This is a genomic window from Enterobacter quasihormaechei, assembly GCF_004331385.1.
GTDB lineage: Bacteria > Pseudomonadota > Gammaproteobacteria > Enterobacterales > Enterobacteriaceae > Enterobacter > Enterobacter quasihormaechei.
Genome location: NZ_SJON01000011.1, coordinates 49230 through 75390, shown reverse-complemented (window position 1 = coordinate 75390; position 26161 = coordinate 49230). Strand labels below are relative to the sequence as shown.

The 26161-nt window shown below is 55.9% G+C and carries 21 protein-coding genes and 4 tRNA genes; 7 read left to right on the top strand and 18 right to left on the bottom strand.

Annotated features, from left to right (window positions below):
• Positions 1-103: 103 nt before the first annotated feature.
• Positions 104-424: an iron donor protein CyaY gene (gene cyaY, locus E0L16_RS14955; protein WP_003860816.1), complete on the top strand. Its 321-nt coding sequence runs from the start codon at positions 104-106 to the stop codon at positions 422-424.
• Between the two features lie 137 nt (positions 425-561).
• On the opposite strand, the gene cyaA is transcribed toward cyaY, so the two are convergent.
• The gene (gene cyaA, locus E0L16_RS14950) at positions 562-3105 is read right to left on the bottom strand and encodes a class I adenylate cyclase (protein WP_063452171.1); all 2544 of its coding nucleotides are present in this window, start codon (positions 3103-3105) and stop codon (positions 562-564) included.
• A gap of 350 nt (positions 3106-3455) precedes the next feature.
• Between cyaA and hemC the strand changes: the two genes are divergently transcribed.
• The 4 genes from hemC to hemY are packed head-to-tail and all read left to right on the top strand — an operon-like array spanning position 3456 to position 7550.
• A complete protein-coding gene (hemC, locus tag E0L16_RS14940; RefSeq protein WP_139158017.1) occupies positions 3456-4397 on the top strand; it encodes a hydroxymethylbilane synthase in 942 nt (313 codons plus the stop codon).
• Complete coding sequence (gene hemD, locus E0L16_RS14935) at positions 4394-5134, top strand: uroporphyrinogen-III synthase (protein WP_107534423.1); 741 nt, start codon at positions 4394-4396, stop codon at positions 5132-5134. The genes hemC and hemD overlap by 4 nt, the downstream gene beginning before the upstream one ends.
• A 20-nt stretch (positions 5135-5154) precedes the next feature.
• A complete protein-coding gene (gene hemX / locus E0L16_RS14930; protein WP_131637251.1) occupies positions 5155-6348 on the top strand; it encodes a uroporphyrinogen-III C-methyltransferase in 1194 nt (397 codons plus the stop codon).
• A gap of 2 nt (positions 6349-6350) precedes the next feature.
• The gene (gene hemY, locus E0L16_RS14925) at positions 6351-7550 is read left to right on the top strand and encodes a protoheme IX biogenesis protein HemY (RefSeq protein WP_063452167.1); all 1200 of its coding nucleotides are present in this window, start codon (positions 6351-6353) and stop codon (positions 7548-7550) included.
• Positions 7551-8096: 546 nt separating this feature from the next.
• Here the strand turns inward: hemY and E0L16_RS14920 are convergent.
• From E0L16_RS14920 to trxA, 17 genes are all read right to left on the bottom strand, one after another.
• A tRNA-Pro gene (locus E0L16_RS14920) sits at positions 8097-8173 on the bottom strand.
• Positions 8174-8217: 44 nt separating this feature from the next.
• Positions 8218-8304: transfer RNA gene (locus tag E0L16_RS14915), tRNA-Leu, on the bottom strand.
• A 21-nt stretch (positions 8305-8325) separates the two neighbouring features.
• Positions 8326-8401, bottom strand: a tRNA-His gene (locus E0L16_RS14910).
• 67 nt (positions 8402-8468) lie between these two features.
• A tRNA-Arg gene (locus E0L16_RS14905) sits at positions 8469-8545 on the bottom strand.
• Between the two features lie 102 nt (positions 8546-8647).
• Entirely contained in the window at positions 8648-10033 is a 1386-nt protein-coding gene (gene thrP, locus E0L16_RS14900; protein ID WP_063452166.1) for a bifunctional threonine/serine APC transporter ThrP, read from the bottom strand.
• Positions 10034-10231: 198 nt separating this feature from the next.
• Positions 10232-10972 carry a lipopolysaccharide N-acetylmannosaminouronosyltransferase gene (gene wecG / locus E0L16_RS14895; RefSeq protein ID WP_063868829.1) on the bottom strand — a complete coding sequence of 247 codons (741 nt, stop codon included), beginning with the start codon at positions 10970-10972 and terminating at the stop codon, positions 10232-10234.
• 12 nt (positions 10973-10984) lie between these two features.
• The gene (wzyE, locus tag E0L16_RS14890; protein WP_063868827.1) at positions 10985-12337 is read right to left on the bottom strand and encodes an ECA oligosaccharide polymerase; all 1353 of its coding nucleotides are present in this window, start codon (positions 12335-12337) and stop codon (positions 10985-10987) included.
• The gene (locus E0L16_RS14885; protein ID WP_131637250.1) at positions 12334-13413 is read right to left on the bottom strand and encodes a TDP-N-acetylfucosamine:lipid II N-acetylfucosaminyltransferase; all 1080 of its coding nucleotides are present in this window, start codon (positions 13411-13413) and stop codon (positions 12334-12336) included. The genes wzyE and E0L16_RS14885 overlap by 4 nt, the downstream gene beginning before the upstream one ends.
• Positions 13410-14660: a lipid III flippase WzxE gene (wzxE, locus tag E0L16_RS14880; RefSeq protein ID WP_131637249.1), complete on the bottom strand. Its 1251-nt coding sequence runs from the start codon at positions 14658-14660 to the stop codon at positions 13410-13412. Before wzxE ends, E0L16_RS14885 begins: the two co-directional genes overlap by 4 nt.
• Position 14661: 1 nt before the next feature.
• Positions 14662-15792 carry a dTDP-4-amino-4,6-dideoxygalactose transaminase gene (gene rffA / locus E0L16_RS14875; RefSeq protein WP_063452161.1) on the bottom strand — a complete coding sequence of 377 codons (1131 nt, stop codon included), beginning with the start codon at positions 15790-15792 and terminating at the stop codon, positions 14662-14664.
• Positions 15793-15796: 4 nt separating this feature from the next.
• Positions 15797-16474 carry a dTDP-4-amino-4,6-dideoxy-D-galactose acyltransferase gene (gene rffC / locus E0L16_RS14870; protein WP_131637248.1) on the bottom strand — a complete coding sequence of 226 codons (678 nt, stop codon included), beginning with the start codon at positions 16472-16474 and terminating at the stop codon, positions 15797-15799.
• The gene (gene wecC / locus E0L16_RS14865; protein ID WP_131637247.1) at positions 16471-17733 is read right to left on the bottom strand and encodes a UDP-N-acetyl-D-mannosamine dehydrogenase; all 1263 of its coding nucleotides are present in this window, start codon (positions 17731-17733) and stop codon (positions 16471-16473) included. Before wecC ends, rffC begins: the two co-directional genes overlap by 4 nt.
• Complete coding sequence (wecB, locus tag E0L16_RS14860; protein ID WP_063452158.1) at positions 17730-18860, bottom strand: non-hydrolyzing UDP-N-acetylglucosamine 2-epimerase; 1131 nt, start codon at positions 18858-18860, stop codon at positions 17730-17732. The genes wecC and wecB overlap by 4 nt, the downstream gene beginning before the upstream one ends.
• A 56-nt stretch (positions 18861-18916) precedes the next feature.
• Positions 18917-19963: an ECA polysaccharide chain length modulation protein gene (wzzE, locus tag E0L16_RS14855; protein ID WP_063868815.1), complete on the bottom strand. Its 1047-nt coding sequence runs from the start codon at positions 19961-19963 to the stop codon at positions 18917-18919.
• A gap of 13 nt (positions 19964-19976) precedes the next feature.
• Positions 19977-21080 carry a UDP-N-acetylglucosamine--undecaprenyl-phosphate N-acetylglucosaminephosphotransferase gene (gene wecA, locus E0L16_RS14850; protein WP_001050933.1) on the bottom strand — a complete coding sequence of 368 codons (1104 nt, stop codon included), beginning with the start codon at positions 21078-21080 and terminating at the stop codon, positions 19977-19979.
• Between the two features lie 242 nt (positions 21081-21322).
• On the bottom strand, positions 21323-22582 hold the full coding sequence (rho, locus tag E0L16_RS14845) for a transcription termination factor Rho (protein ID WP_001054528.1): 1260 nt from the start codon (positions 22580-22582) through the stop codon (positions 21323-21325).
• A 341-nt stretch (positions 22583-22923) separates the two neighbouring features.
• Positions 22924-23253 (bottom strand): thioredoxin TrxA, encoded by a 330-nt coding sequence (gene trxA, locus E0L16_RS14840; protein WP_006812392.1) that lies wholly within the window; start codon positions 23251-23253, stop codon positions 22924-22926.
• A 144-nt stretch (positions 23254-23397) separates the two neighbouring features.
• Between trxA and rhlB the strand changes: the two genes are divergently transcribed.
• Both rhlB and gppA read left to right on the top strand, forming a co-directional pair.
• On the top strand, positions 23398-24666 hold the full coding sequence (gene rhlB / locus E0L16_RS14835) for an ATP-dependent RNA helicase RhlB (RefSeq protein WP_063452156.1): 1269 nt from the start codon (positions 23398-23400) through the stop codon (positions 24664-24666).
• A gap of 6 nt (positions 24667-24672) precedes the next feature.
• The gene (gene gppA / locus E0L16_RS14830; protein WP_131637246.1) at positions 24673-26157 is read left to right on the top strand and encodes a guanosine-5'-triphosphate,3'-diphosphate diphosphatase; all 1485 of its coding nucleotides are present in this window, start codon (positions 24673-24675) and stop codon (positions 26155-26157) included.
• Positions 26158-26161 lie beyond the last annotated feature (4 nt).

The window sequence follows — 26161 nt, the reverse complement described above, 5'->3', positions numbered from 1 at the left end:
TATCATCGCAGGAGAAGACACAAAAGCAAGAGTTTGCCGCTTTCCTGCAACGGGAATTATTTAGCGTTATACTGCCGCCATCACGAAAAACAGGAATAAAACCATGAACGACAGTGAATTTCATCGCCTCGCCGATACCCTGTGGATGACCATCGAAGAGCGTATCGACGACTGGGACGGCGACAGCGATATCGATTGTGAAATCAACGGCGGGATCCTGACCTTAAGCTTCGAAAACGGCAGCAAAATTATTATTAACCGTCAGGAGCCGCTTCACCAGGTGTGGCTGGCGGCTAAACAGGGCGGTTATCACTTTGACCTGAAAGGTGACGAGTGGGTTTGCGATCGCAGCGGCGAAACGTTCTGGGATCTGCTGGAACAGGCTGCAACCGCGCAGGCGGGCGAGGACGTGAGTTTCAGGTAGTTTTGTTGCCCGGTGGCGGCTACGCCTTACCGGGCCTACAACGGCTCGGACCGTAGGCCGGGTAAGCGTGAGCGCCACCCGGCGAAAAGGCTCGGACCGTAGGCCGGGTAAGCGTAAGCGCCACCCGGCGAAAAGGCTCAGGAGAAATACTGCTGCAACAGCGGTGCGGTATCCTGATTCGCAGGCGCCGCAGGGGTAATTGCCTGCGTACGGAACGGGATCACCTGCGCCCGGCCATCTACGTTCACAATCTGGTAGAACTGCGGCAGGTTGAAGTTGATAAAGCTTGAGCCGTAGGTAAAGCGATCGTGCGAGGACGAATAGAAGCGGCTGACGTCGCGCACCAGCTCCTCTTTGCTGCCTTCACAGTGGTGATACACCTCGGCGCGGTTGGTTTCATCCAGAATGTAGATATTAAACCCGGCGTTATCGCCTGACTCTTCGAAGAAGAACTGAATGATCCCTTCACTGGCAAAGCCATCCACCACCTGTGGCAGCTTAACGTGGTTGGTTTCCACCTGAACCGACAGGCCATGCAGCTTGTTATGCGAAATCGCGCCGTAGAATTCAATGGCGTTTTCCAGCTTCTGGACCGACACGTTCAGGCGCTCAAAGAACAGGCCCCAGGTCTGGCCGGAGACGCGCAGCGCTTTAAAGCGCCCGGTTTCCTGGCGGGTGCTGGAGAGGCGCAGTTCGATGCACTCAGACACCAGCTGCTGCACGCGGGTACGAATCAGGCCGCGCAGGTGCTGGCTGTAGCAGAACACTTCCACGCTGTCCGGCGGCGCGGCGTCCTGGTGCATCTTGCCGAGAATGGTTTTCAGCGCTTCGATCATCGCCTGCTCGCCGTTGAAGTGCAGGGTACGCACTTCGTTCCACGAGTTGCGGTACAGCAGATCCACGCTGCCCACCAGGCAGTTTTGCTGCTCGCCGAAGCTAAAAACGTCCAGCTTGCGGAAGTCAAAGTGGACCACCTGATTGCGGAAGGCCGCCGTCGGGTCGTATTCCAGGTTGACGATGATCGCCAGATGGCGGATCTCACACGGGCTGTAGAGCGCTTTTGGCGTCGGCGCAGGCAGACGCAGCGGGAAGTGGTGCGAGACATCCGCCACCATCTCCTGCAACTTGGCTAAATCGACCACCTCGTTGCCCTTGATAAACAACCGGGTGCGTGAGGTGAGGAGGCCGTTAAACCAGGCCCAGGCCACCAGCTTGTTCAGGTAGCGGTTATATTCCAGCGGCTGATGGCTGATGATTGAATCCATGCTTGGCGCACGGTTGTACAGATACCACCCGGTGCGGTTTGCGCGGCCCGGCGGCACGTAGATAAAGGTCAGATTCGGTTCAGACAGGTCAGGCGAAATCTGTGGGTTAACCAGCGTAACCTTGCCCGGCAACGCTTCAAACGCGGCGTACAGCTTACGGGTTAACACCCCGATATCCTGTGGGCTGGCAGAAACGCTAAGGTTGTTACGGCGGGCAAAGCGGATCAGGTTGCGGTAGCTCTGCATCATCGCATCAAGCAGTTCGTTGTGCGCTTCACGCACCTGATCGATCTTCCAGTTGGCGCGGTTGTCGAGCATGGCGAGACGCGCTTCGTCCCATCCCCACTCTTTGACTAACTGGCTGACCACTTCACGACGCCAGCCAACGCAGGCGCGCTCACGGCTCAGTTTTTCACAGACTTTGAGATAGAAACATCGACGCACCAGGTCAAGACGCGTGGTGTCATCAATGGCCGTCAGGTATTCGGTAACGCGTTCCAGCATCATGCAGTAGGCATCAAGCCCGTAGGAGACGATCTCCCCGTCGTGCAGACGCTGCTTAATGTCTTTCGCCAGCAGACGCGGCGTGGGGTATTCCCAGGAGTAGGCTTCCAGCAGCAGGGTTTTCAGCACCGCTTTGTACGGTGAATCAATGCTCTTATAGAGCTGCCAGAGGCTTGCACCAAAGTACTCTTCGGCGGACAGGGAGCTCAGGCCGCCCAGATCCAGCCACTCGTTTGGCGTCAGAACGCCCTGCGAGTAAAGCGACATGACGTAGTCGTCATAATTCTCTTCTTCATCGCACGGCACCATATTCCACAGAATACGTTTCCCGGCCAGGCGAACGGCGGTACGGTAAAACTCATCCAGCAGCAGAATGTGCTGAGTCGAGCCGCAGTCTTCACCACCCAGACTGCCGCTTTCGTTATGGCGGAAACGGTTTTCATCAATCAGGAAGAAGCTTACTTCCACGCCGAGCGACGCCGCCCAGCTCTCCAGCAGGCTGCATTTACGCTGCAACAGCTGGCGCTCTTCATTGTCGAGCCAGGACTGATGGCAGACCCAGATATCCAGGTCAGAAGAACAGCTTTGCCCAACCGATGAGGTACTGCCCATCGAGTAAACCCCGGTAATCGGCAGCTCGCCTTTCGGCGAATCCTGCGGCGGCATACCACGGTAGAGCTCAAGTTCGGTCAGGTAATGCTGTTGGGTTTCATCAGGCGTGAAGAGGCAAATGCCCTGGGGAACGTTACCATCGAGGTAACCCGGCATTAGCGGATGGTGATAGTGCAACAATGTCGGCAGTAGACTGTATACCTGCTGGAAAGCAGGTCCCATGGCAGCAAGCGCGCGATCCACGCGCAATTGATTGATGGCATCCAGTCTCTGTTTCAGAGTCTCAATATAGAGGTACAAGACGTATCGCCTGATGTTTCCGGGTGTCGCACGCCAGTCAAAACAGAAAAAGCAGCGGACCCGCAGTATTTCAAAAAATAACCGTTACCCTTCTTTCGCCTTTTGCTTTTCTGGTGGTACAGACGAAAAAATGGTCTAAAACGTGATCAATTTAACACCTTGCCGGTTGACCGTAAAGAAAGATGCGCTACATACAAGTGTAGCACCGTTCTGTACGTGTAAATTCCTGAATACGGCGGTGGCTGACGCGTACGCCGCCCTGTCCCTCTCGCGCTTCATCAACCGTAAAACTGCCATCCGAGTGTCAACAATGTTAGGATGGTTAGCGATTGATAATGACGGTAACAAGCATGTTAGACAATGTTTTGAGAATTGCCACACGCCAAAGTCCCCTTGCGCTCTGGCAGGCACATTATGTTAAGCAGCGCCTGGAAGCCTGCCACACCGGATTACGCGTTGAGCTGGTGCCAATGGTCACGCGCGGTGACGTAATCCTCGATACGCCGCTGGCGAAAGTGGGCGGCAAGGGCCTGTTTGTCAAAGAGCTGGAACTGGCATTGCTTGAGAACCGCGCCGATATCGCCGTGCATTCGATGAAAGACGTGCCCGTTGAGTTCCCGGAAGGGCTGGGGCTGGTGACTATCTGCGAGCGCGAGGATCCGCGCGATGCGTTTGTCTCTAACCGCTATGCGTCGCTCGACGCGTTGCCAGAGGGCAGCGTGGTCGGCACGTCAAGTTTACGCCGCCAGTGTCAGCTGGCGGAGCGTCGCCCGGATCTGGTGATTCGTTCGCTGCGCGGTAACGTCGGCACGCGCCTTGGCAAGCTGGATAACGGCGACTACGATGCCATTATTCTTGCGGTTGCGGGCCTGAAACGCCTGGGGCTGGAGGAACGCATTCGCGTGGCGTTGCCGCCAGAGCTGTCGCTGCCCGCCGTCGGTCAGGGTGCCGTCGGCATTGAATGCCGTCTGGATGATGCGCGCACCCAGGCCCTGCTCGCGCCGCTGAATCATGACGACACCGCCATTCGCGTAAAAGCCGAGCGTGCGATGAATACTCGTCTCGAAGGCGGCTGTCAGGTGCCCATTGGCAGCTATGCTGAATTAACCGACGGTGAACTGTGGTTGCGTGCGCTGGTCGGCGCGCCGGACGGCTCGCAGATGGTTCGCGGTGAACGTCGCGGCAGGCCGCAGGATGCCGAAGCGCTTGGCGTATCGCTGGCGGAAGAGCTGCTGAATAACGGCGCGCGTGAAATTCTGGCCGAGGTCTATAACGGAGAACCCCCTGCATGAGTATTCTTGTCACCCGCCCTTCTCCCGCAGGAGAGCAGTTAGTGAGCCGTCTGCGCGCACTGGGGCAGGTGGCCTGGAGTTTTCCGCTGATTGAATTCTCCCCCGGTCGCGAGCTGTCTACGCTCGCTGACCAGATGCGTGCCTTGCAGGAAGGCGATCTGCTCTTTGCTCTGTCGCAGCATGCCGTTGAGTTTGCCCATGCGCAGCTGCAACAGCAGGGCGTTAGCTGGCCCTGTACACCCCGCTATTTCGCCATCGGGCGCACCACCGCGCTGGCCTTACACACCGCCAGCGGAATTGACGTTCGTTATCCGTTAGATCGGGAAATCAGCGAAGTCTTGCTACAATTACCTGAATTACAAACCATTGCCGGAAAGCGTGCGCTCATTTTGCGCGGCAACGGTGGCCGCGAACTGCTGGGTGAAACGTTGCGGGAACGCGGTGCAGACGTGACGTTTGTGGAGTGCTATCAGCGCTGTGCAAAACATTACGATGGCGCGGAAGAAGCAATGCGCTGGCACGCGCGCGGCATTAATACGCTGGTGGTCACCAGCGGTGAAATGTTACAACAGCTTTGGTCGCTGATCCCGCTTTGGTATCGCGAAAACTGGTTACTCCGCTGTCGGCTTCTGGTCGTCAGCGAGCGTCTGGCGAACCACGCCCGGGAACTGGGCTGGCAGGATATTCGGATCGCTGATAACGCCGACAACGATGCGCTGCTGCGCGCATTACAATAACTCTCAAATGGGAAGCCATAATGACGGAACACGAAAAATCCTCCGCCGTGGTTGAAGAGACCAGGGAGACTGTGGACACCACGTCACAGCCAGAGACGACAGACAAAACCGTTGAGAAGAAAAACGGCAGCAACAAAACCAGCCTTACGCTGAGCGTGATTGCCATCGCGATTGCGCTGGCCGCAGGCGTGGGACTTTACGGGCTGGTGAAGAAACAGGGCACCAACCAGACGGCCACCAGCGACGCGCTGGTTAACCAAATCACCGCCCTGCAAAAAGCGCAGGAGACGCAAAAAGCCGAGCTGGAAGGCGTGATTAAGCAGCAGGCTGCCGCCCTCGCCGACGCGAACAGCAAGCGTGAAGCGTTGACCAAACAGCTGAGCGAAGTGCAGGAAAAAGTCGCCACGATTTCCGGGACCGATGCCAAAACCTGGCTGCTCTCACAGGCCGATTTTCTGGTGAAACTGGCCGGACGTAAGCTCTGGAGCGATCAGGATGTCACCACCGCCGCCGCGCTGCTGAAAAGCGCCGACGCAAGCCTGGCCGACATGAACGATCCGAGCCTGATCGGCGCACGCCGCGCCATTACGGAAGATATCGCCAGCCTGTCTGCGGTTTCTCAGGTCGATTACGACGGTATCATTCTTAAAGTGAATCAGCTTTCGAACCAGATTGATAACCTCCAGCTGGCCGATAACAACGACGACGACTCTCCAATGGATTCCGACGGCACCGAGCTGTCCAGCTCCCTGAGCGAGTGGCGTATCAACCTGCAAAAGAGCTGGCAGAACTTTATGGACAGCTTCATTACCGTTCGCCGCCGCGATGAAACTGCCGTGCCGCTGCTGGCGCCGAACCAGGACGTCTATCTGCGCGAAAACATTCGCTCCCGCCTGCTGGTGGCTGCTCAGGCCGTACCGCGCCACCAGGAAGAGACCTACAAACAGGCTCTGGATAACGTATCCACCTGGGTCCGCGCTTACTACGATACCAATGACGCAACCACGACCGCGTTCCTTGAGGATATCGACAAGCTGAGCCAGCAAAACATCACCATGAACGTGCCGGACAAACTGGAGAGCCAGCCGATTCTGGAGAAGATCATGCAGACGCGCGTGCGTAACCTGCTGGCCCAGCCGGGCGTTCCGGCAGAGCACCCGGCTGAAGCACCTGCCGCCGCGCCAGCGCCTGAAAGCGCGCCGCAAGGAGAGTAATGATGCTAAAAGTCTTCTTACTCTTCATCCTGCTGATCGCCGGGATTGTGCTGGGGCCGATGCTCGCGGGTCACCAGGGTTACGTACTGATCCAGACCGATAACTACAACATCGAAACCAGCGTGACCGGGCTGGTGATTATCCTGATCCTGGGCGTGGTCGTTCTGCTGGCCGTGGAGTGGATCCTGCGTCGTATTTTCCGTACCGGCGCGCATACCCGCGGCTGGTTCGTTGGCCGTAAGCGCCGTCGCGCCCGTAAGCAGACCGAGCAGGCGCTGCTGAAGCTGGCCGAAGGAGATTATCAGCAGGTTGAAAAGCTGATGTCGAAAAATGCCGACCATGCAGAACAGCCGGTTGTAAACTATCTGCTGGCCGCTGAGGCGGCGCAGCAGCGAGGCGATGAGGCCCGCGCCAATCAGCATCTTGAACGCGCCTCTGAGCTTTCTACTAAGGATCCGATTCCGGTTGAGATCACCCGCGTTCGTCTGCAACTGGCGCGGAATGAAAACCATGCGGCACGCCACGGCGTTGACCGTCTGCTGGAGATTACGCCTCGTCATCCGGAAGTGCTGCGTCTTGCTGAGCAGGCATACATCCGGACCGGTGCGTGGGGATCGCTGCTGGACATTATCCCTTCCATGGCGAAAGCCGACGTGGGCGATGATGAACACCGTGATGAACTTCAGCGTCTGGCGTGGATTGGCCTGATGGATCAGGCGCGTGCCGATCTTGGCAGCGACGGGCTGAAGGCCTGGTGGAAAAACCAGAGCCGTAAAACGCGCCAGCAGGTCCCTCTCCAGGTGGCGATGGCCGAACATCTGATTGAGTGTGACGACCATGACACCGCGCAGGAGATCCTCCTCGACGGTCTCAAGCGGCAGTATGATGACCGCCTGGTAATGGTGATCCCGCGCCTGAAGACCAATAATCCTGAGCAGATCGAAAAAGTACTGCGCCAGCAGATCAAAACCGTCGGCGATCGTCCGCTGCTGTGGAGTACGCTGGGCCAGTCTCTGATGAAGCACGGCGAGTGGCAGGAGGCAAGCCTCGCCTTCCGCGCGGCGCTGAAGCAGCGCCCGGACGCATTCGATTACGCCTGGCTTGCTGATTCGCTGGACAAGCAGCACAAGCCGGAAGAGGCCGCAGCCATGCGACGTGATGGACTACTGCTGACGCTACAGAACAACGGGACGCAGCAGTAGATTACAAGGAGGCCAGATGGCCTCCTTTTTTTAGGCATAAAAAAACGCCTGCTATAAAAGCAGGCGTTAAAACAGGTCTGTAAGACAACATATGTGGTGCTTCACTCAACGTTGTGTCCATGGTGTTTGATGAGGCCGAAGCGACATCTGTCAGTGGACGATAAGCACCGTAAACGGCTCTGCGTCATTCCTGAGTTTATGAGGCCCTGAGGCGAGCATAAGAGATGGAATGAGCATCTACCCCTGTATTATTGCACGTATTGTGCCAGGTTTACACACAGAACTTTTACATCACGCAACATTTTAAGATAAAAGGAAATTATGCTGTTAAGAACCGCCTTACGCCGTACAACATCGCGTTAAGGGCGGCGATCTGTCGTCAGCAGGAGACGCTTAAAGCGACAAAATAAAAATTTCTTTATTATTAAATGGTTATATGTCGCTGAATCGCGACAAGGATGCAGGGTGTTGTCGGGGGATGGCTACAGGATGAAAAACCGAAAAAGCGCAGAAAACAAAAAACCCCGCCGAAGCGGGGTTCAAAATTGGTCGGCGAGAGAGGATTCGAACCTCCGACCCACTGGTCCCAAACCAGTTGCGCTACCAAGCTGCGCTACTCGCCGATGTACTGCTTTTTTGAATTTTTAGTTCAATTCATTAAAAGTCGTGGTGCGAGGGGGGGGACTTGAACCCCCACGTCCGTAAGAACACTAACACCTGAAGCTAGCGCGTCTACCAATTCCGCCACCTTCGCAATTCACAACTCTTTCAATAATGGGGTGGCTAATGGGATTCGAACCCACGACAACTGGAATCACAATCCAGGGCTCTACCAACTGAGCTATAGCCACCACTGTATTCTTTCACGCGGTTCTGACTACTTCTCAGACCACCGCAGCTCTAGCGCCGGGACTAAAATGGCGCGCCCGACAGGATTCGAACCTGAGACCTCTGCCTCCGGAGGGCAGCGCTCTATCCAGCTGAGCTACGGGCGCTTAGCGCCGTTGCGGGGCTGGATATTACGTACCTCCGTCCCCGCTGTCTAGTGCTTTTTTGAAAAAAATGCGCGTTTGGTTATGGTTTGCACATTTTGCCGCTTATTCCTCCACTTTATGGGCGGAGCCGCGGCGACCCAGGCCAAAAAGCTTATAGGCAGCCGTCACGGCGGCCAGGAAGATCATCCCGACAAACAGCGACATGCGGGTATCTTCATTAAAGTACATTCCAATTAATACGCAAATCAGGAACGCCATCGTCAAATAGTTTGCATACGGGAACAAAATGGAGCGGAACGGATGGCTGGCAATCGCCTGCCTGTGCGCCTGACGAAAACGCAGCTGGCTAATCAGAATCACAAACCACGGCACCATCCCCGGCAGCACGCTGGCGCTGTAGACGTAAACGAACACGCGCTGCGGATTGGGGATGATGTAGTTCAGGCAAGAGCCAATCAGCAGAATGACAATTGATACCGCCACGCCCGCCACGGGGACACCCACGCGGGAGACTTTGCCCATCACTGCCGGCAGCTGTTTGTTTTGCGAGAGCGCGTAAAGCATGCGCCCGCAGCTGTACATTCCGCTGTTACAGCCGGAAAGCGCCGCCGTCAGCACCACAAAGTTGATAATCGCGGCCGCCGCCGTGATGCCAATCTTTGCAAAGGTTAAAACAAACGGGCTGCCGGTCGTGCCAATTTCGTTCCACGGGAAAATGGTCACGATAACGAAGATGGCACCTACATAGAAAATCAGGATACGCCACAGCACCTTGCCTACCGCGCTACGCAGCGTCACCTGCGGGTTTTTCGCTTCACCTGCGGTGATCCCGATTAGCTCTACGCCCTGATAAGATGCCACCACGATACAGAGCGCCGTCAGGAAGCCCTTCCAGCCGCCCGCAAAGAAGCCGCCGTGCTCGGTCAGGTTACCAAAACCGATGGCGTGCCCGCCGTTACCGAAGCCAAAGAAGATGACCCCGAGGCCAACGACAATCATCACGATAATGGTGGTGACTTTGATCATCGCAAACCAGAACTCGATTTCGCCGTAAAGACGAACGGCGGCAAGGTTCGCCAGCGCCACCAGCCCTACGGCAATAAGCGCGGGTATCCACTGGGCCATCTCCGGGAACCAGAACTGCACATAGACCCCGATGGCGGTGATCTCCGAAATCCCCACGGCCATCCACATAAACCAGTACGACCAGGCCGTGAGATAGCCAAAGAACGGGCTCATATAACGGTGGGCGTAAACGGCGAAAGAGCCCGTCACCGGCTCCAGGAACAGCATTTCGCCCATTGAGCGCATGATGAAGAAGACGAACAGCCCGGCAATAATATACGCCAGCAGGACGGAAGGCCCCGCCCACTTCAGCGTGCTTGCCGAGCCCATAAACAGGCCAACGCCGATAGTCCCGCCCAGCGCGATCAGTTCAATATGTCGAGCTTCCAGCCCACGCTGAAGCTCCGGTTTTTTCTCTGCCATAATTCCTCGGTTGTGTTTGCTGTTTCCCGACTTGTTGCCGGTTATTATTTTTGAGGGGTACTGAAATACGGAGCGAATGGTTTCTTAAATTCTGGCAAATGGCAAACAATGCATTAAAAAAATGAATGCATTGCACATAAACTCAGCAGTTTTGCGGGGGGCGTTGCAGCGCGAACGGCAGATCGCGCTGCATATTGATTACATTTTCCCGGTGTAGTGCCAGGCGAGGTAGCGCAGGAGGCGAATCTGTCGTTTGATGCGCGTCGGTTGGGAAAGCAGGCGGTACAGCCACTCCAGGCCCAGGTTTTGCCAGACTTTCGGCGCACGCTTAACGTGGCCGGTAAAGACGTCGTAGGTGCCGCCAACGCCCATATAGAGCGCATCCGGGCTGACCAGACGGCAATCGCGCATCAGTATTTCCTGGCGCGGCGATCCCATGGCAACGGTGACAATTTTCGCCCCGCTGTCGCGTACGCGCTCATATAACGCCTGGCGATCTTCCGGCCTGAAGTAGCCATCCTGACTGCCCACGATGTTAACATTCCACTGGCTACGCAGCTTTTGTTCGGTCTGTGCCAATACCTCGGGCTTGCCGCCAATCAGAAATACCGGCGTGCCTTCAGCGCCTGCGCGCTCCATAAGCCGCTCCCAAAGATCGGCTCCCGCCACGCGAGACACATTAGCGTCAGGAAACTTTTTCCGGATCGAACGCACCACGCTAATACCGTCTGCGTATTTAAACTCCGCGGCTTCGATCAGGCTTTTCACTTCCGCGTTATCTTCAACCGCCAGCATTTTTTCTGCGTTGATGGCCACCAGCGTGCCCGACTTCATCTGCCCGTCCGCGAACAGAAAATCCAGCGCGTGCTGCATGTCACGCCAGCCAATCAGCTGTAGCCCACGCAGCGCATAACGCGGGGCTGAAGTTTTATCCGTCATGATAATCCCTACTCAGACTTGCGACAGCGTTGTGCTGCCCTGTGGCTCACGTCTGTGCACAAGCCCTGCACTGTCAAACAGCCAGTACAGGAGTTTTGCCAGCAGCAGACAGACGCCGAAAACAACCATAAAGAACACCACGCGCGAGACGAACGAATCCAGCCCCTCGCGCGCCAGAACGATCATATTGAAAATGGCACCGAAACAGAAACTGTGCAAAACAGCGGCTTTGTAGCGGTTGGTCTCTTCGTTACCCAACGTGTACAGCCAGTCGAACCATTTTATTATCAGTCCGACCGCGATGGCGCCGGGCAGGATAAACCACGTTCCGCCCATCACCACCAGCGAGCCAATCAGGGTGGGGGAAATCGCCAGGCCAGAGTGATTATTCAGCACTTCCCAGGTGAAATAGTTCGCCGTGTTCAGGACAATGCCGGGACGGTCAGGCCACAGCCACGTCGGAATAAAGACATAGAAATCGCGAACAATCGGCGCCAGTCCCTGGAATTCGATCTTGTCGTAGTTTTGCAGCAGCAATGCCAGGTTTTCCCACGGCGAGAAGGTATCGCGCGTCAGATACAGGAAGGTATAAAACGCTTCGTCACCGGCTACGTTAAGACCGTAGCGCTTCAGCGCCAGCCAGAACATCCCCACAATGCCAAAGACGCCTGCCGCCGCCAGCATCCACAGGGAGATCCAGCCGCGAATAATGCCGATAAACAGGAAAATCGCGAAGGCGATAATGATGTTGGCGCGAGTACCGCCGACGATCATGTAGGTCAGAATGCCAAACGCGACGGTGCTGACCAGGAAGAACAGCCAGGCTTTGCTGTCCTGGCGCAGGAAAAAGACCACCAGCATCGCCGGGATGAAGAAATAGAAGAAGCGCTTGAGCGCGACGCCGGAGACTTCGGCAGAAAAAATCTGGCTATAGGACTGCAACTTAAACAGTAAAAAACCGTTATGCATGAAGAAAATCGCCACGCTGACCAGGGCGATGGTCATCAGCATAACCCACGTCAGATGGGTCTCTACCCGGTTCATGGTAAACAGCGGGCGACGGGGCGCGGTGTCTTTCGCCGCGCGCAGGCGCGTTTTATAGGTGACGTAGTACACCGCGTAGAAGCAGGTCGCAGAGAGCAGCGCCTGCAACAAGATTTCCGGCGGAGCGACGCCCACATCAAAGCGGAACACGAGGATGCTGGTCAGCGGGAAACCAAAGAAAAAGGTCAGCAAAAACAGCAGCGAGAAGAAGACGTTGAAGTTAAAACGTACGCGCCGGAACTCAAACCAGGTGAGCGTGGCGATAAACAGCGTGCTCAGCAGCCAGACCACGAGCAGGCCGCTAAACTGCAACTGGCTCATGCGTTGTCTCCTGAAGCAATACGCAGCGCGCGGTGCCACGGCGTAAGGTAGTTCGGGCTGAAAAAGTCGATGCTATTTTTATCCACCAGCGCGAGCTGGCGCTGTGCTTCCCGTACTACCCCGACATTAAGCGTGTCAGAGGTAAACAGCACCGGAATGTGCTGCTCGGCCATGTCCTGCCAGAACGGGTTTTCGCGGTTGAGCACGCACGGTACTCCCGCCTGAATCAGCAGACACAGCGTGCCAATCCCCTGCTGACGGGCAAAGATGAAATAGCCCAGATCGCATTTTCGCAGCAGCGCGAGATAGTCATCAAATTCCAGCTTATCCCTGAGAATATGCAGATTGTCCGCGCTAAACAGCGCAAGCCCCTGCTGGCGGACCTCGTCAATGTAGGCGTCGTTATTGGCGGGATAGCCCATCGGCACCACCACGTTCACCGTGTCGCCAAACTGCTGATGCACAGCCCGGAGCGCCGCGACATGCTCGTTGCTGCGATCGCCGGAATTCCCCACCAGGATGGTCAGCTTGCCCTCACGAACCGCGTCATTCCCCATCGTGTTCAGCGCCGGATCCATGCGGGTCGGGAAATAGAGCAGCTCGCCGCGCACCTTCGGATGCTGTTTAGCAAAATAGGTGAGATCGCCGCGGGTGGCAAAAACGCAGCCCACGCGCGCCTGCGCCAGACGGCGCAGCGGGTAGAACAGGCGGAATTTCCAGCCGTGGGAGACTTCATAGAGATCCGCTCCCCAGATATGCCAGCTGAACTGGGAGGGTTTGATCCCGCCGCTCAACAACGCCAGCCACAGGCCGGTATTGAACTGCCCGTGGAAGAAGAAACGCTGGCTTCGATCCGCTTTGGCTTTCGCGACAACGGCTTTGGTCAGGGCCGCTTTGTCTGGCCAGAAAGTTATGTTCAGTGCCGGACAGGCCGCGCTCAGGCCATTCTCTTTTCCAACAACCATAAACTCGCGCGCGTCGGGCGTGCCGGATGCCAGCTCATCGTTGAAAAACCGCAGAACGGTCTGGTTATGATGCGGGATGTCCGATCCCAGAATGTGTATCAGTGCAGTCATGCGCGTTTACGCCAAAGTAAAAATACGCCGCAACAGGCAGCGAAATAAACGATATAGGTTGCCATATAGGCCTGAGCCGCCCCCAGCGCTCCATGGGTAGGGATCAGCCAGTGAGAAAATGCCGTCAGCAGCGCAAACTGGCTAATCTCTGCCAGGATATACAGCCGCAGCGAGGCCTTCGCAATCACCAGATAGCCGAAAACGTACGCCCCCACTTTCAGCACATCGCCGACCAGCTGCCAGGCAAACAGATCGCGCATGGCGGTAAACTTCGCCGAGAACAGCAGCCAGATGGCGAAGTCACGCAGCAACCAGACGGTAAAGCTGGCGACCGCAACAGCCGGCAACACAAAACGCAGGGAGCGAAAAATCTCGCGGGTAATATCCTGCCTGGACGTCAGGCGCGATAAGGTTGGCAGCAAATAGACGCTAAAGGAAGCCGTAATAAATTGGAGGTAGGCATCGGAAATGCTGCTCACGCCCTGCCAAATCCCCACTTCTTCCCAGCTGTAATGCGCCGCCAGCAGGTTTCGCATCATCACGTAGGCTACCGGAATGGTGACGGAAGTGATGAGGGCCATCAGCGTAAATTTCGCCAGCTGGCCTGCCAGTAACTTGTCCCACTGCGGTTTCAGGTAACTCAGCGGGACATCGCCTCTGCGCATCAGCATAAACGCCGCCGGGATGACAACCAGGGCAGGCACAAGCGCCAGCCCCAGCAGTGCGCCTTCATAGCCGCCCAGCCGATAGCAAAAGTAGTAGGCGATAACGCCGATGACGCTGCCGAAGATCAGCGCCAGTGCATTCCCGGCGGCATCACGGAAGCCTTTCATCAGCGCCAGCAACAGGTTCGCCCAGGCGATGCCCATCTGCACCAGCGCCACCAGGCGTACCAGCCCCTGATAGTGCGTATGTCCGAACAGCCCCTGGCTGATGGGTGCCGCCGCCAGCAAAAAGACGACGGCCAGCAGCGTAGAGAAGCCCAGCACCATTGTAGAAGAAGTCCCCACCACCGTGCGGAGCTTTCCGGCATCGTCATGATGCTGCGCTACGTATTTGGTGACGCCATTGAATATCCCGGCCCCCGCCAGCACGCCAAGCACCGTGACCAGCTGGCGGAAATTCCCGGCCAGCCCAACGCCTGACGGACCAAATGAGACGGCCAGCAGCTTGACGACCAGTAACCCGGCGCCAATTTTTACAAGCGTGGACGCTGCCGTCCACACCGACGCTTTTGCCAGAGACATATCAGGCGAAATAACTCAGAAGCGAATTGATCACCGTCCGCTGGTTCACCGGCGCGAGGTTGTAGAACAGGGGCAGACGAAGCAGACGTTCGCTCTCTTTGGTGGTGTAGCGGTCTTCACCGGCAAACGCGCCGAAGGCTTCTCCCGCCGGGCTGGAGTGCAGCGGAATATAGTGGAATACCGCCATAATTTCCGCTTCTTTCAGCCAGGCAATCAGCTTGCTGCGATCGTCGTTATCGCGCAGCTTGATGTAGAACATGTGGGCGTTGTGGACGCAGTCGGCCGGTACGGTCGGCAGCTCAATACGCCCTGCCTTAGCCAGCGGCGCCAGCGCGTCGTAGTAGGTTTGCCACAGGGAGAGGCGGTGCAGATTGATTCGCTCTGCCGCTTCCAGCTGCGCCCAGAGGTATGCGGCCTGCAAATCCGCCATCAGGTAGCTTGAGCCGATATCACGCCAGGTGTACTTATCCACCTGGCCGCGGAAGAACTGGCTGCGGTTGGTCCCTTTCTCACGGATCACTTCCGCACGCTCTACCAGAGCGCGATCGTTAATCAGCGTCGCGCCGCCCTCACCGCCTGCGGTGTAGTTTTTGGTTTCGTGGAAGCTAAAGCAGCCGATATGACCGATGGTGCCCAGCGCGCGTCCTTTGTAGGTGGACATCACGCCCTGCGCGGCGTCTTCCACCACGAACAGGTTGTGCTTTTTGGCGATGGCCATGATGGTGTCCATTTCGCAGGCCACGCCCGCATAATGCACCGGCACGATCGCCCGCGTTTTGTCGGTGATCGCCGCTTCAATCAACGTTTCGTCAATGTTCATGGTATCCGGGCGGATATCCACAAACACGATTTTCGCCCCGCGCAGGACAAAGGCGTTCGCCGTGGAGACGAAGGTGTAGCTCGGCATGATCACCTCATCGCCGGGCTGGATATCCAGCAGCAGCGCCGCCATCTCGAGCGATGCGGTACAGGACGGCGTCAGCAGAACTTTGGCACTGTGGAAGCGTTGCTCCATCCACTGCTGGCAGCGACGGGTGAACCCGCCGTCGCCACAGAGCTTGCCGCTGCCCATAGCAGACTGCATATAATCAAGTTCAGTGCCCACGACCGGAGGCGCGTTAAATGGAATCATCTTGTCACCTGTATAACCAGTAGGCGGTGGCGTCGATGCTGGCACCACTCGCAATATAACGTTTAAGCGCAGCGGTGTTGCCCATCTGGGTCGCGACCCGCAGCGTTGATACTCGCTGTTGCTCCGCCCAGTGCAGCGCCGCCTGCATGAGTTTTTCGCCCATGCCGCGTCCGGCTAATAAACCGATGCGCGCCTCGTGCTCGTTGAGCCTGCGAAGCGAAACAAAACCTTCAATCGGACCTTCCGGCGCACGAAACACCAGACAGACGTGGTCAAACGTGCCCTTTACCGCATTCTCAATCCACTGGGCATAAAAACGGCCGCTGTCATCGGGCGTATACCAGGGCGCCCGGAAACGGCTCTGAGCGAATGCCAGCGCCGCCATGTTGCGCAGCGCGGGAATATCCTGCTCTGATGCAATTTCCGCGCCCGGTGAGTCGTGGCGGGCCACGGTAATAGAGAGATCAACCTCACCCTCAACCAGCCGGAATCCGTGCTGCTGAAGCGCGTCCAGCATATCGGCCCGGTCTGCCGGGATCTTAGCCTGCACGCGCGACCAGGCGCCGAAGTCGGCTTCCCGCAACGCAGGGGCATTTTCGCGCAGACGCACTATCGCTGAGGGGCGCGCAAAGAATGTGCTTTCCCACTCAAGGGGCTCCAGCACGCCGTTGAGGATACTCAACGCCACACGCCTTTAGTATCAACAACATACTGCTGACGTACGGCATCACCGGAGACCGCTTTAAACGCATTGTGATCTACCAGCAGTACCAGCACATCCGCCGTCGCCAGCGCGTCATCCAGTGCGGTAAGGGTGCAGTGACCGGCAAGCTTTGCCGGCAACGCATGAATATTCGGCTCAACCACCAGCGTTTCACCGCTGTGCCAGTCAGCGATCATCCCGGCAATTTCCATCGCCGGGCTTTCGCGCAGATCGTCAATATTCGGTTTGAATGCCAGACCAAAGCAGGCGATTTTCAGCTCGCTGGCGCGTTTGCCGCTGTCGGCCAGGCAATCCGCGACCGTGGCTTTCACCTGGTTGATCACCCAGTGCGGTTTGTGGTCATTCACTTCGCGCGCGGTGCGAATCAGGCGTGCCTGTTGCGGGTTTTGTGCCACGATAAACCACGGATCGACCGCGATACAGTGTCCACCCACGCCCGGCCCCGGCTGAAGAATGTTTACGCGCGGGTGACGGTTGGCAAGGCGGATCAGTTCCCAGACGTTAATTCCCTGATCGGCGCAAATCAACGACAGTTCATTCGCAAACGCGATGTTGACGTCGCGGAAGCTGTTTTCGGTCAGCTTGCACATTTCGGCGGTGCGGGAGTTGGTCACCACGCATTCGCCTTCAAGGAAAATCTTATATAACTCGCTGGCGCGCGCGGAGCAGACCGGGGTCATGCCGCCAATCACGCGGTCATTTTTAATCAGCTCAACCATTACCTGGCCCGGCAGCACGCGCTCAGGGCAGTAGGCGATATTGATATCAGCCTGCTCGCCCGCCTGCTGCGGGAAGCTGAGATCGGGGCGCGCCTCGGCCAGCCACTGGGCCATCTGCTCGGTGGCCCCAACAGGTGAAGTGGACTCAAGGATAACCAGCGCCCCTTTCTTCAGCACCGGCGCAATGGATTTTGCCGCCGCCTCGACGTAAACCATGTCAGGCTCATGATCGCCTTTAAAAGGGGTTGGTACCGCAATCAGGTACGCGTCGGCTTCTACCGGCGTCGTACTGGCGCGCAGGAAGCCGCCGTCCACCGCTTTTTTCACCACGCGATCGAGGTCAGGCTCCACGATATGAATTTCGCCACGGTTGATGGTTTCCACCGCGTGCGCGTTGATATCTACGCCAACAACCTGCTTTTGACGAGAGGCAAAGGCCGCCGCAGTAGGCAGTCCGATATAGCCAAGACCAACAACAGAGATGGTAGTAAAACTCATAGCGTTACCCGATTGTGTTTAAGTGCGTGCAAAATACGGCCACAAGCCTGCCCGTCCCCGTACGGGTTATGGGCGCGGCTCATTGCCTGATACTCTTCATCGTCATGCAGTAAGCGCGTGACCTCTTCGACAATACGACGCGGATCCGTTCCGACCAGACGGACGGTCCCGGCAGTTACCGCTTCCGGACGTTCGGTGGTTTCGCGCATCACCAGTACCGGCTTGCCAAGAGAAGGCGCTTCTTCCTGAATGCCGCCAGAATCGGTCAGGATCAGCCAGGCGTGGTTCATCAGCCAGACAAACGGCATATAGTCCTGCGGCTCAATCAGGAGCACGTTTTCCACGTGGCCGAGGATACGGTTGACCGGTTCGCTGACGTTAGGGTTGAGGTGTACCGGATAGACAATCTGCACATCCTCATTCTGCGCGGCTATTTCAGCCAGCGCGTGGCAGATTTGCTCAAAGCCACGGCCAAAACTTTCGCGACGGTGGCCCGTCACCAGGATCGTTTTCTTGCCGTTATTCAGGAACGGATAGCGCGCAGCGAGTTCTGCCTGAAGTTCGCCGTTAGCCAGCACGCGGTCACGCACCCAAATCAGCGCATCAATAACGGTATTGCCGGTGACGAAAACTTTGCTGTCGCTGATATTTTCTCGCAGCAGGTTCTGACGTGAGTTCTCGGTAGGCGCAAAATGATACATCGCCAGGTGGCCGGTGAGGGTACGGTTGGCCTCTTCCGGCCAGGGAGAATAGAGATTGCCGGTACGCAGTCCCGCTTCGACATGGCCCACAGGGATACGCTGATAGAACGCGGCCAGGCTGGTCGCCACGGTGGTGGTGGTGTCGCCATGCACCAGGACCACATCAGGCCTGAACGACTCCAGAATAGGCTTTAACTCTTGCAGAATACGGCAGGTAATTTCCGTCAATCCCTGTCCCGGTTTCATTATATTGAGATCGTAATCCGGGACGATAGAAAAGAGGGTTAAGACCTGATCGAGCATCTCACGGTGCTGGGCAGTTACGCACACCTTCGCTTCAATGTCAGGATCTCTGGCCAGCGCATGAACCAGAGGTGCCATCTTGATGGCCTCCGGCCTGGTGCCAAATACGGTTAGTACTTTCACATCGATTCTCTTCGATTAGACGATGAAGGCCGCAGCCTTCATCGTAGACGGCGTTCTTAGTTTGTGCGGCGACGCAATAACGCTACGCCAGCGCCAGTCAGTGCGCCCACAATCCCCCACATGATCATCAGGAAGGCGCGACGCGGACTATCGCGTTTTACAGGCTCTTCAGGCGTTCTCAAATAACGATAGGTCTGAAAACGCGGGTCCAGCGTTGGACCGACGTTGAGCGTATTGAGCATGGCGCGGTTTTGGTCGTAATCAAGGTCAAAGTCAGGGCCAACCGCCTGGATATTTTCCAGACGTGCCTGAAGCATTGGGCGACCCAGGAGGAACATTTCTGAATCCGGGAGTTCGTCAGCCGGAACATCCGTTTCGCTACGGGAAATATTGTGCTGTTCAGCAATCTTCAGCGCCTGCTCAATATTATGCACGCGTCGCGCGAAGATGGCCTTTGCGACCTCTTCCTGACGTTTTACCTGCGCCTTCATCTGGATTGTACGTGCCGCCCAGGCGCCTTTCAGCTCGTCATTCAGATGGCTTGCTGCGCGCTGGCTGGCAAAAGCAACGTACTGACGCAGCAGGTTATTGGCGTCCGGCGCCGTTTCCGCAATCAGCTTCACGCTGTCGCTAACATTACGGAGCATATCGCCAGGCATAAACTGAATGTTATTAATTAAATCATCCAGCAGCGCGGCATCCGCTTTGCTGTTCCCGACCATGCGCTGCTTGTAGTAGTCCGTCTGGGACCAGAAATCGCGACGTGTATCCCACGACGCCAGCTGCATCACAAACTCTTTGTAGGATTCATCCATCACCGAGGCCTGATCCGGGGTCGCCAGATTGGCCTTGATATCAAGATTACGCAGGAATTGCTGCTGGGAGTAGTAGCCTCCAAGCATATTCACCGTTGGTCGGTCTGTAATTGCCGTGGCGCTCCACTCTTGTTTTGCAAAGAAGGTGTAGGCAAGCGCTAACAGTGCGAACCCCAATGCAATACCCACAATCCACAGTTTGCCTTGCCATAACACTCGAAACAAACCACGAATATCCAGCTCGTTCTCAGTGCCCACTGATTTCGCTCCCGCCAACGGTTGAGTCATCATAGTCCCGGTTTTACTTAGTTAATGTTGTGTTTTTGCCACTGTTCCGACGCATCCTGCGTTTTAAACGTTTAATAAAACGCGCGACTTTCCATGCACGCTTAATGCAGTAACCGTACATGAAAAATGCTAGCAAGAATAATACCAACATTACCCATTCAGGAATGAAATGTGCGTATTCCGCGGCAACGCCAATCGCAGCCAGAATAGCAGCCGCAAGCGTAATCAGCACAAATGCCTGACGAGACGTGAAGCCAGCACGCATAATCAGATGATGAATATGCTGGCGATCGGGAGAGAACGGGCTCATCCCTTTACGCAGACGGCGGTACATAATGGCGACCATGTCCATCAGCGGGATGGCGATAATCCACAGAGCCGTTACCGGACTTATCGGGTGAGTTTTGCCCTGGGTGGTCTCCAGCAGGACCCAGATCACCGTAAAGCCAATCAGGGTACTGCCCGCATCGCCCATAAACACTTTATAGCGACGCCCTAACACACCCAGGTTCAGGCAGATATAAGGCAGGATGGCGGCAATCATGGCAAAGCACCACATTGACAGGCTGTACTGGCCGTCAAACCATAAAATGATGCCGATAGCGCCAAATGAAACAGAGGACAGCCCACCGAGCAGGCCGTCTATACCGTCAACCATGTTAAAGGCGTTGATGGCCGCCCAAACGGCAAACAGCGTCAGGAAGAAGCCGAATGGCCCAAGCACCAGCTCCCAGGGACCAAACACGTAGCCCAGACTTCTGAGATAGAGACCGCCCACCACCATCATAATGATGCCGATAGCCGCCTGTACCGTCGCGCGAAACTTCACGCTGATATCAAAACGGTCGTCAAGGGCGCCGACCAGTACCAGCACACCGGCACACGCCAGATAGAGTGCGGCATGGGGGATATAGTAATCCGCGATCCCGAATGTGAAACAGATGCCTGCGTATACCGAAATGCCGCCCACCAGTGGAATAAGCCCCTGATGACGTTTACGGAAGTTCGGTTTGTCCACTAACCCAATTCTTTTTGCTACCTTGCGCGCAATGAACAAAAAACAGGTTGTGAATAAAAAAATACTGATCAGCTCAGTTACTGCAGTGAGTAGATTCACAATGGATTGCTCTCAACAAATGTTAGTCCCGGAAGTATAACCATGAAGCCCCTGCCTCAGAAGGATTAAAGATGGCTTCTCACAACTCCCTTTGTATGTTTTTCAATCAATTATTTCTTTGACTGTGCAAACCTTCTTATTGTCGCACCGACAGGTCTAAATTGGGAGTGTGTGGTAATAGCGTATAGTCCATAAATAAAAAACGCCACGTAAAAACGTGGCGTTTACTGGGATTATTTGCGTTACGAGCGTTTCATCATGTCGAAGAAATCGTCGTTCGTTTTGGTCATCGCCAGTTTGTTAATGAGGAATTCCATTGCGTCGATTTCGCCCATTGGATGGATGATTTTGCGCAGGATCCACATTTTCTGGAGCTCTTCCTGAGTGGTAAGCAGCTCTTCTTTACGGGTACCGGAACGGTTGTAGTCGATGGCCGGGAAGACGCGTTTCTCTGCGATCTTACGAGAAAGGTGCAGTTCCATGTTGCCTGTACCTTTAAACTCTTCGTAGATAACTTCGTCCATTTTGGAGCCGGTATCGATCAGCGCCGTCGCGATAATGGTCAGGCTACCGCCCTCTTCCACGTTACGCGCCGCACCGAAGAAACGCTTCGGACGGTGCAGGGCGTTGGCGTCCACACCACCGGTCAGTACTTTACCGGAAGCCGGCACCACGGTGTTGTAGGCACGTGCCAGACGGGTAATGGAGTCGAGCAGGATGATCACGTCTTTTTTGTGTTCAACCAGGCGTTTCGCCTTCTCGATAACCATTTCCGCAACCTGAACGTGGCGAGAAGCCGGTTCGTCGAAGGTAGACGCAACCACTTCACCTTTCACCAGACGCTGCATCTCGGTCACTTCTTCCGGACGTTCGTCAATCAGCAGCACCATCAGCACACAGTCTGGATGGTTGTAAGCAATGCTCTGCGCAATGTTTTGCAGCAGCATGGTTTTACCGGCTTTTGGCGGTGCCACAATCAGACCACGCTGACCACGACCAATTGGCGATGCCAGATCCAGCACACGAGCGGTTAAGTCTTCAGTAGACCCGTTACCACGCTCCATGCGCAGGCGAGAGTTCGCGTGCAGCGGCGTTAAGTTCTCGAACAGGATCTTATTGCGGGAGTTTTCCGGTTTGTCGTAGTTAACTTCGTTAACCTTCAACAGCGCAAAGTAGCGTTCACCCTCTTTAGGAGGACGAATCTTACCTGAAATGGTGTCACCAGTGCGGAGGTTGAAACGGCGGATTTGGCTAGGGGATACGTAGATGTCGTCAGGGCCGGCGAGGTAGGAGCTGTCTGCGGAGCGGAGGAAACCAAATCCGTCTTGCAGTATCTCCAGCACACCGTCGCCAAAGATATCTTCGCCACTCTTAGCGTGCTGCTTCAGGATGGCGAAAATGATGTCCTGCTTGCGCATACGAGCCTGGTTTTCCAGTCCCATATTTTCGCCGAGAGTGATCAGCTCAGAAACCGGCGTATTCTTTAATTCGGTAAGATTCATAATGGTGTGGGTTCTTAAACTCGGGGTGATTCTCGAACTTAATGTTGTGAATGGTATGGCAGGGTCATCCATGCCTGTTTAGCGGCCATCACCTCATGTCTGTTCGCTGTCTGGTCACAGGGAAAGAACGCAGAACTGAAACGACAAGACGGATTGAGTGACAAGCCCGGAATCTAGCAACTTCACGCACTGTTTACATTAACAACGGGAAGTATCGGGTAAAACAAGATTCAAACAACAAGATATGTTTAAAACGTAGTCATAGCTAACTTAGCACGACTAAAGCCGGGCGTCCAGAGCTCGCCATTAATTAGGCGCTCTGAACGCTCAGCTGAGAAACCTTACGCCAGATTAGCGTCCAGGAACTCTTTCAGTTGACCCTTGGACAGTGCGCCCACTTTGGTCGCCGCCACGTCACCGTTTTTGAACAGCAGCAGGGTCGGAATGCCACGGATACCGTATTTTGGCGCGGTGCCCGGGTTCTGGTCGATGTTCAGCTTGGCAACGGTCAGTTTGCCCTGATATTCGTCAGCGATTTCATCCAGAATCGGAGCGATCATTTTGCAAGGACCACACCATTCAGCCCAGAAATCAACGAGGATCAGCCCGTCAGCTTTAAGTACGTCCGTGTCAAAACTGTCGTCAGTCAGGTGAATAATTTTATCGCTCATATATAACTCCACAGGAATAAGCCTGGTACGTTGGTTTTGTCACCACCAACGACGTGTTGATGTCGCATTAACCAACTAAAGGTTGACTTTATTTCACCGGATACGCTTTCGTAAAGCAATAGTAAGCTGATATTCTACCACACTATGAGCAAAACACATTTAACAGAACAGAAGTTTTCCGACTTCGCCCTGCACCCAAAGGTGATCGAAGCCCTTGAAACTAAAGGGTTTCATAACTGCACGCCCATTCAGGCTCTCGCCCTGCCGCTGACGCTGGCCGGTCGCGACGTTGCAGGGCAGGCGCAAACCGGTACTGGCAAAACGATGGCGTTTTTAACGTCAACGTTTCATTATTTACTTTCTCACCCAGCGATTGCAGACCGCAAAGTTAACCAGCCGCGCGCGCTAATTATGGCCCCGACGCGAGAACTGGCGGTACAGATCCACGCAGACGCTGAGCCACTGGCGCAAGCCACCGGCCTGAAGCTTGGCCTGGCCTATGGCGGCGACGGCTACGATAAACAGCTGAAAGTGCTGGAAAGCGGCGTGGATATCCTGATTGGAACCACTGGCCGTCTTATCGACTACGCCAAACAGAACCATATCAACCTCGGCGCAATCCAGGTTGTCGTGCTTGATGAAGCAGACCGCATGTACGATCTGGGCTTCATTAAAGATATCCGCTGGCTGTTCCGTCGTATGCCTGCCGCAAACCAGCGTCTGAACATGCTGTTCTCCGCAACCCTGTCATACCGCGTGCGTGAACTCGCCTTCGAGCAGATGAACAACGCCGAGTATGTGGAAGTGGAACCGGAGCAGAAAACCGGGCACCGCATTAAAGAAGAGCTCTTCTATCCCTCTAATGAAGAGAAAATGCGCCTGCTGCAAACGCTGATCGAAGAAGAGTGGCCGGATCGCGCGATCATCTTTGCGAACACCAAACATCGCTGTGAAGATATCTGGGGCCACCTGGCGGCAGATGGTCACCGCGTAGGTCTCCTGACCGGCGACGTGGCGCAGAAAAAACGCCTGCGCATTCTTGACGAATTTACCCGTGGCGATCTTGATATTCTGGTCGCGACCGACGTGGCGGCCCGTGGCCTGCACATTCCAGCCGTGACGCACGTCTTTAACTACGATCTGCCAGATGACTGTGAAGACTATGTACACCGTATCGGTCGTACCGGTCGTGCCGGCGCAAGCGGCCACTCCATCAGCCTGGCGTGTGAAGAGTATGCGCTGAATCTTCCGGCCATTGAGACCTACATCGGTCACTCTATTCCACAGAGCAAATACAATCCGGACGCGCTGTTAAGCGAACTGCCGCCGCCTAAGCGCCTTACCCGCCCACGCCCCGGCAATGGTCCGCGTCGTTCCGGCGGCGCACCACGTAACCGTCGTCGTTCAGGTTAAGAAAATATGCTCAGCTCCACCTCGCTCTATGCGGCAATAGATCTCGGCTCCAACAGTTTTCATATGCTGGTTGTGCGCGAGGTGGCGGGAAGCATACAAACGCTGACGCGCATTAAGCGCAAGGTCCGCCTCGCGGCGGGCCTGAGCAGCGACAACCACCTCTCCCCTGAAGCCATGGAACGTGGCTGGCAGTGCCTGCGTCTGTTTGCAGAACGTTTGCAGGATATCCCGCTCAGTCAAATTCGCGTTGTTGCCACGGCGACCCTTCGTCTGGCGGTTAACGCTGGCGATTTCATTGCCAAAGCGCAGGAAATTCTGGGCTGTCCGGTGCAGGTCATCAGCGGTGAAGAAGAAGCGCGTCTGATTTATCAGGGCGTGGCGCACACGACCGGTGGCGACGATCGCCGTCTGGTGGTGGACATCGGTGGCGCCAGTACCGAACTGGTCACGGGCACAGGCGCACAGGCGACCTCGCTCTTTAGCCTGTCGATGGGCTGTGTGACCTGGCTGGAACGCTACTTTACCGATCGAAACCTTGCCAAAGAGAATTTCGACGAGGCGGAAAACGCGGCGCGTGAAGTCCTGCGCCCGGTCATGGATGAGTTGCGCTATCACGGCTGGAAAGTCTGCGTCGGGGCTTCCGGCACCGTTCAGGCGTTGCAGGAAATCATGATGGCGCAGGGCATGGACGAGCGGATCACCCTTACCAAGCTCCAGCAGCTTAAACAGCGCGCCATCCAGTGTGGACGCCTGGAAGAGCTTGAAATTGAGGGGCTGACGCTCGAACGCGCGCTGGTTTTCCCAAGCGGGCTCGCCATCCTGATTGCCATTTTCACCGAGCTGAATATCCAGTGTATGACGCTGGCAGGCGGTGCGCTGCGTGAAGGTCTGGTTTACGGAATGCTGCACCAGTCGGTCGATCAGGACATCCGTAGCCGTACGCTGCGTAACGTTCAGCGACGCTTTATTGTTGATACCGACCAGGCGCAAAGAGTAAGTCAGCTGGCGTCACTTTTTGCCGATCAGGTGAAAACTAGCTGGGATATTGAACCGTTAAGCCGCGATCTGTTGCTAAGCGCCTGTGCGCTACATGAAATTGGTCTCAGCGTGGAGTACAAGCAGGCACCGCTGCACGCGGCCTGGCTGGTACGAAATCTCGATTTACCCGGCTATACGCCCGCACAGAAGAAGCTGCTGGCCACCCTGCTGCTGAACCAGACCAACGCCGTCGATCTCTCTTCACTTCACCAGCAGAACGCCGTGCCGCCGCGCGTGGCCGAGCATCTGTGTCGTCTGCTACGCCTGGCGATCCTGTTTGCCAGCCGCCGTCGTGATGATTTGCTGCCAGACATTACGCTGGTGGCAGACGATGAGAAACTGACGCTGACGTTGCCGAAAAACTGGCTTGAAAATCACCCGCTTGGCGCAGAACTGGTTGAGCAGGAGTTCCAGTGGCAGAGCTATGTGCACTGGGCGCTTGAGGTGAAGTGACCCT

Coding starts and splice junctions, on each gene's coding strand:
- trxA (WP_006812392.1), bottom strand. CDS start 23,253: ATGAGCGATAAAATTATTCACCTGACTGACGACAGTTTTGACACGGAC.
- hemY (WP_063452167.1), top strand. CDS start 6,351: ATGCTAAAAGTCTTCTTACTCTTCATCCTGCTGATCGCCGGGATTGTG.
- wzzE (WP_063868815.1), bottom strand. CDS start 19,963: ATGACTCAACCGTTGGCGGGAGCGAAATCAGTGGGCACTGAGAACGAG.
- rhlB (WP_063452156.1), top strand. CDS start 23,398: ATGAGCAAAACACATTTAACAGAACAGAAGTTTTCCGACTTCGCCCTG.
- hemC (WP_139158017.1), top strand. CDS start 3,456: ATGTTAGACAATGTTTTGAGAATTGCCACACGCCAAAGTCCCCTTGCG.
- rho (WP_001054528.1), bottom strand. CDS start 22,582: ATGAATCTTACCGAATTAAAGAATACGCCGGTTTCTGAGCTGATCACT.
- hemX (WP_131637251.1), top strand. CDS start 5,155: ATGACGGAACACGAAAAATCCTCCGCCGTGGTTGAAGAGACCAGGGAG.
- thrP (WP_063452166.1), bottom strand. CDS start 10,033: ATGGCAGAGAAAAAACCGGAGCTTCAGCGTGGGCTGGAAGCTCGACAT.
- wecG (WP_063868829.1), bottom strand. CDS start 10,972: ATGACGGATAAAACTTCAGCCCCGCGTTATGCGCTGCGTGGGCTACAG.
- rffA (WP_063452161.1), bottom strand. CDS start 15,792: ATGATTCCATTTAACGCGCCTCCGGTCGTGGGCACTGAACTTGATTAT.
- cyaY (WP_003860816.1), top strand. CDS start 104: ATGAACGACAGTGAATTTCATCGCCTCGCCGATACCCTGTGGATGACC.
- hemD (WP_107534423.1), top strand. CDS start 4,394: ATGAGTATTCTTGTCACCCGCCCTTCTCCCGCAGGAGAGCAGTTAGTG.
- wecC (WP_131637247.1), bottom strand. CDS start 17,733: ATGAGTTTTACTACCATCTCTGTTGTTGGTCTTGGCTATATCGGACTG.
- gppA (WP_131637246.1), top strand. CDS start 24,673: ATGCTCAGCTCCACCTCGCTCTATGCGGCAATAGATCTCGGCTCCAAC.
- E0L16_RS14885 (WP_131637250.1), bottom strand. CDS start 13,413: ATGACTGCACTGATACACATTCTGGGATCGGACATCCCGCATCATAAC.
- wzyE (WP_063868827.1), bottom strand. CDS start 12,337: ATGAGCCAGTTGCAGTTTAGCGGCCTGCTCGTGGTCTGGCTGCTGAGC.
- wzxE (WP_131637249.1), bottom strand. CDS start 14,660: ATGTCTCTGGCAAAAGCGTCGGTGTGGACGGCAGCGTCCACGCTTGTA.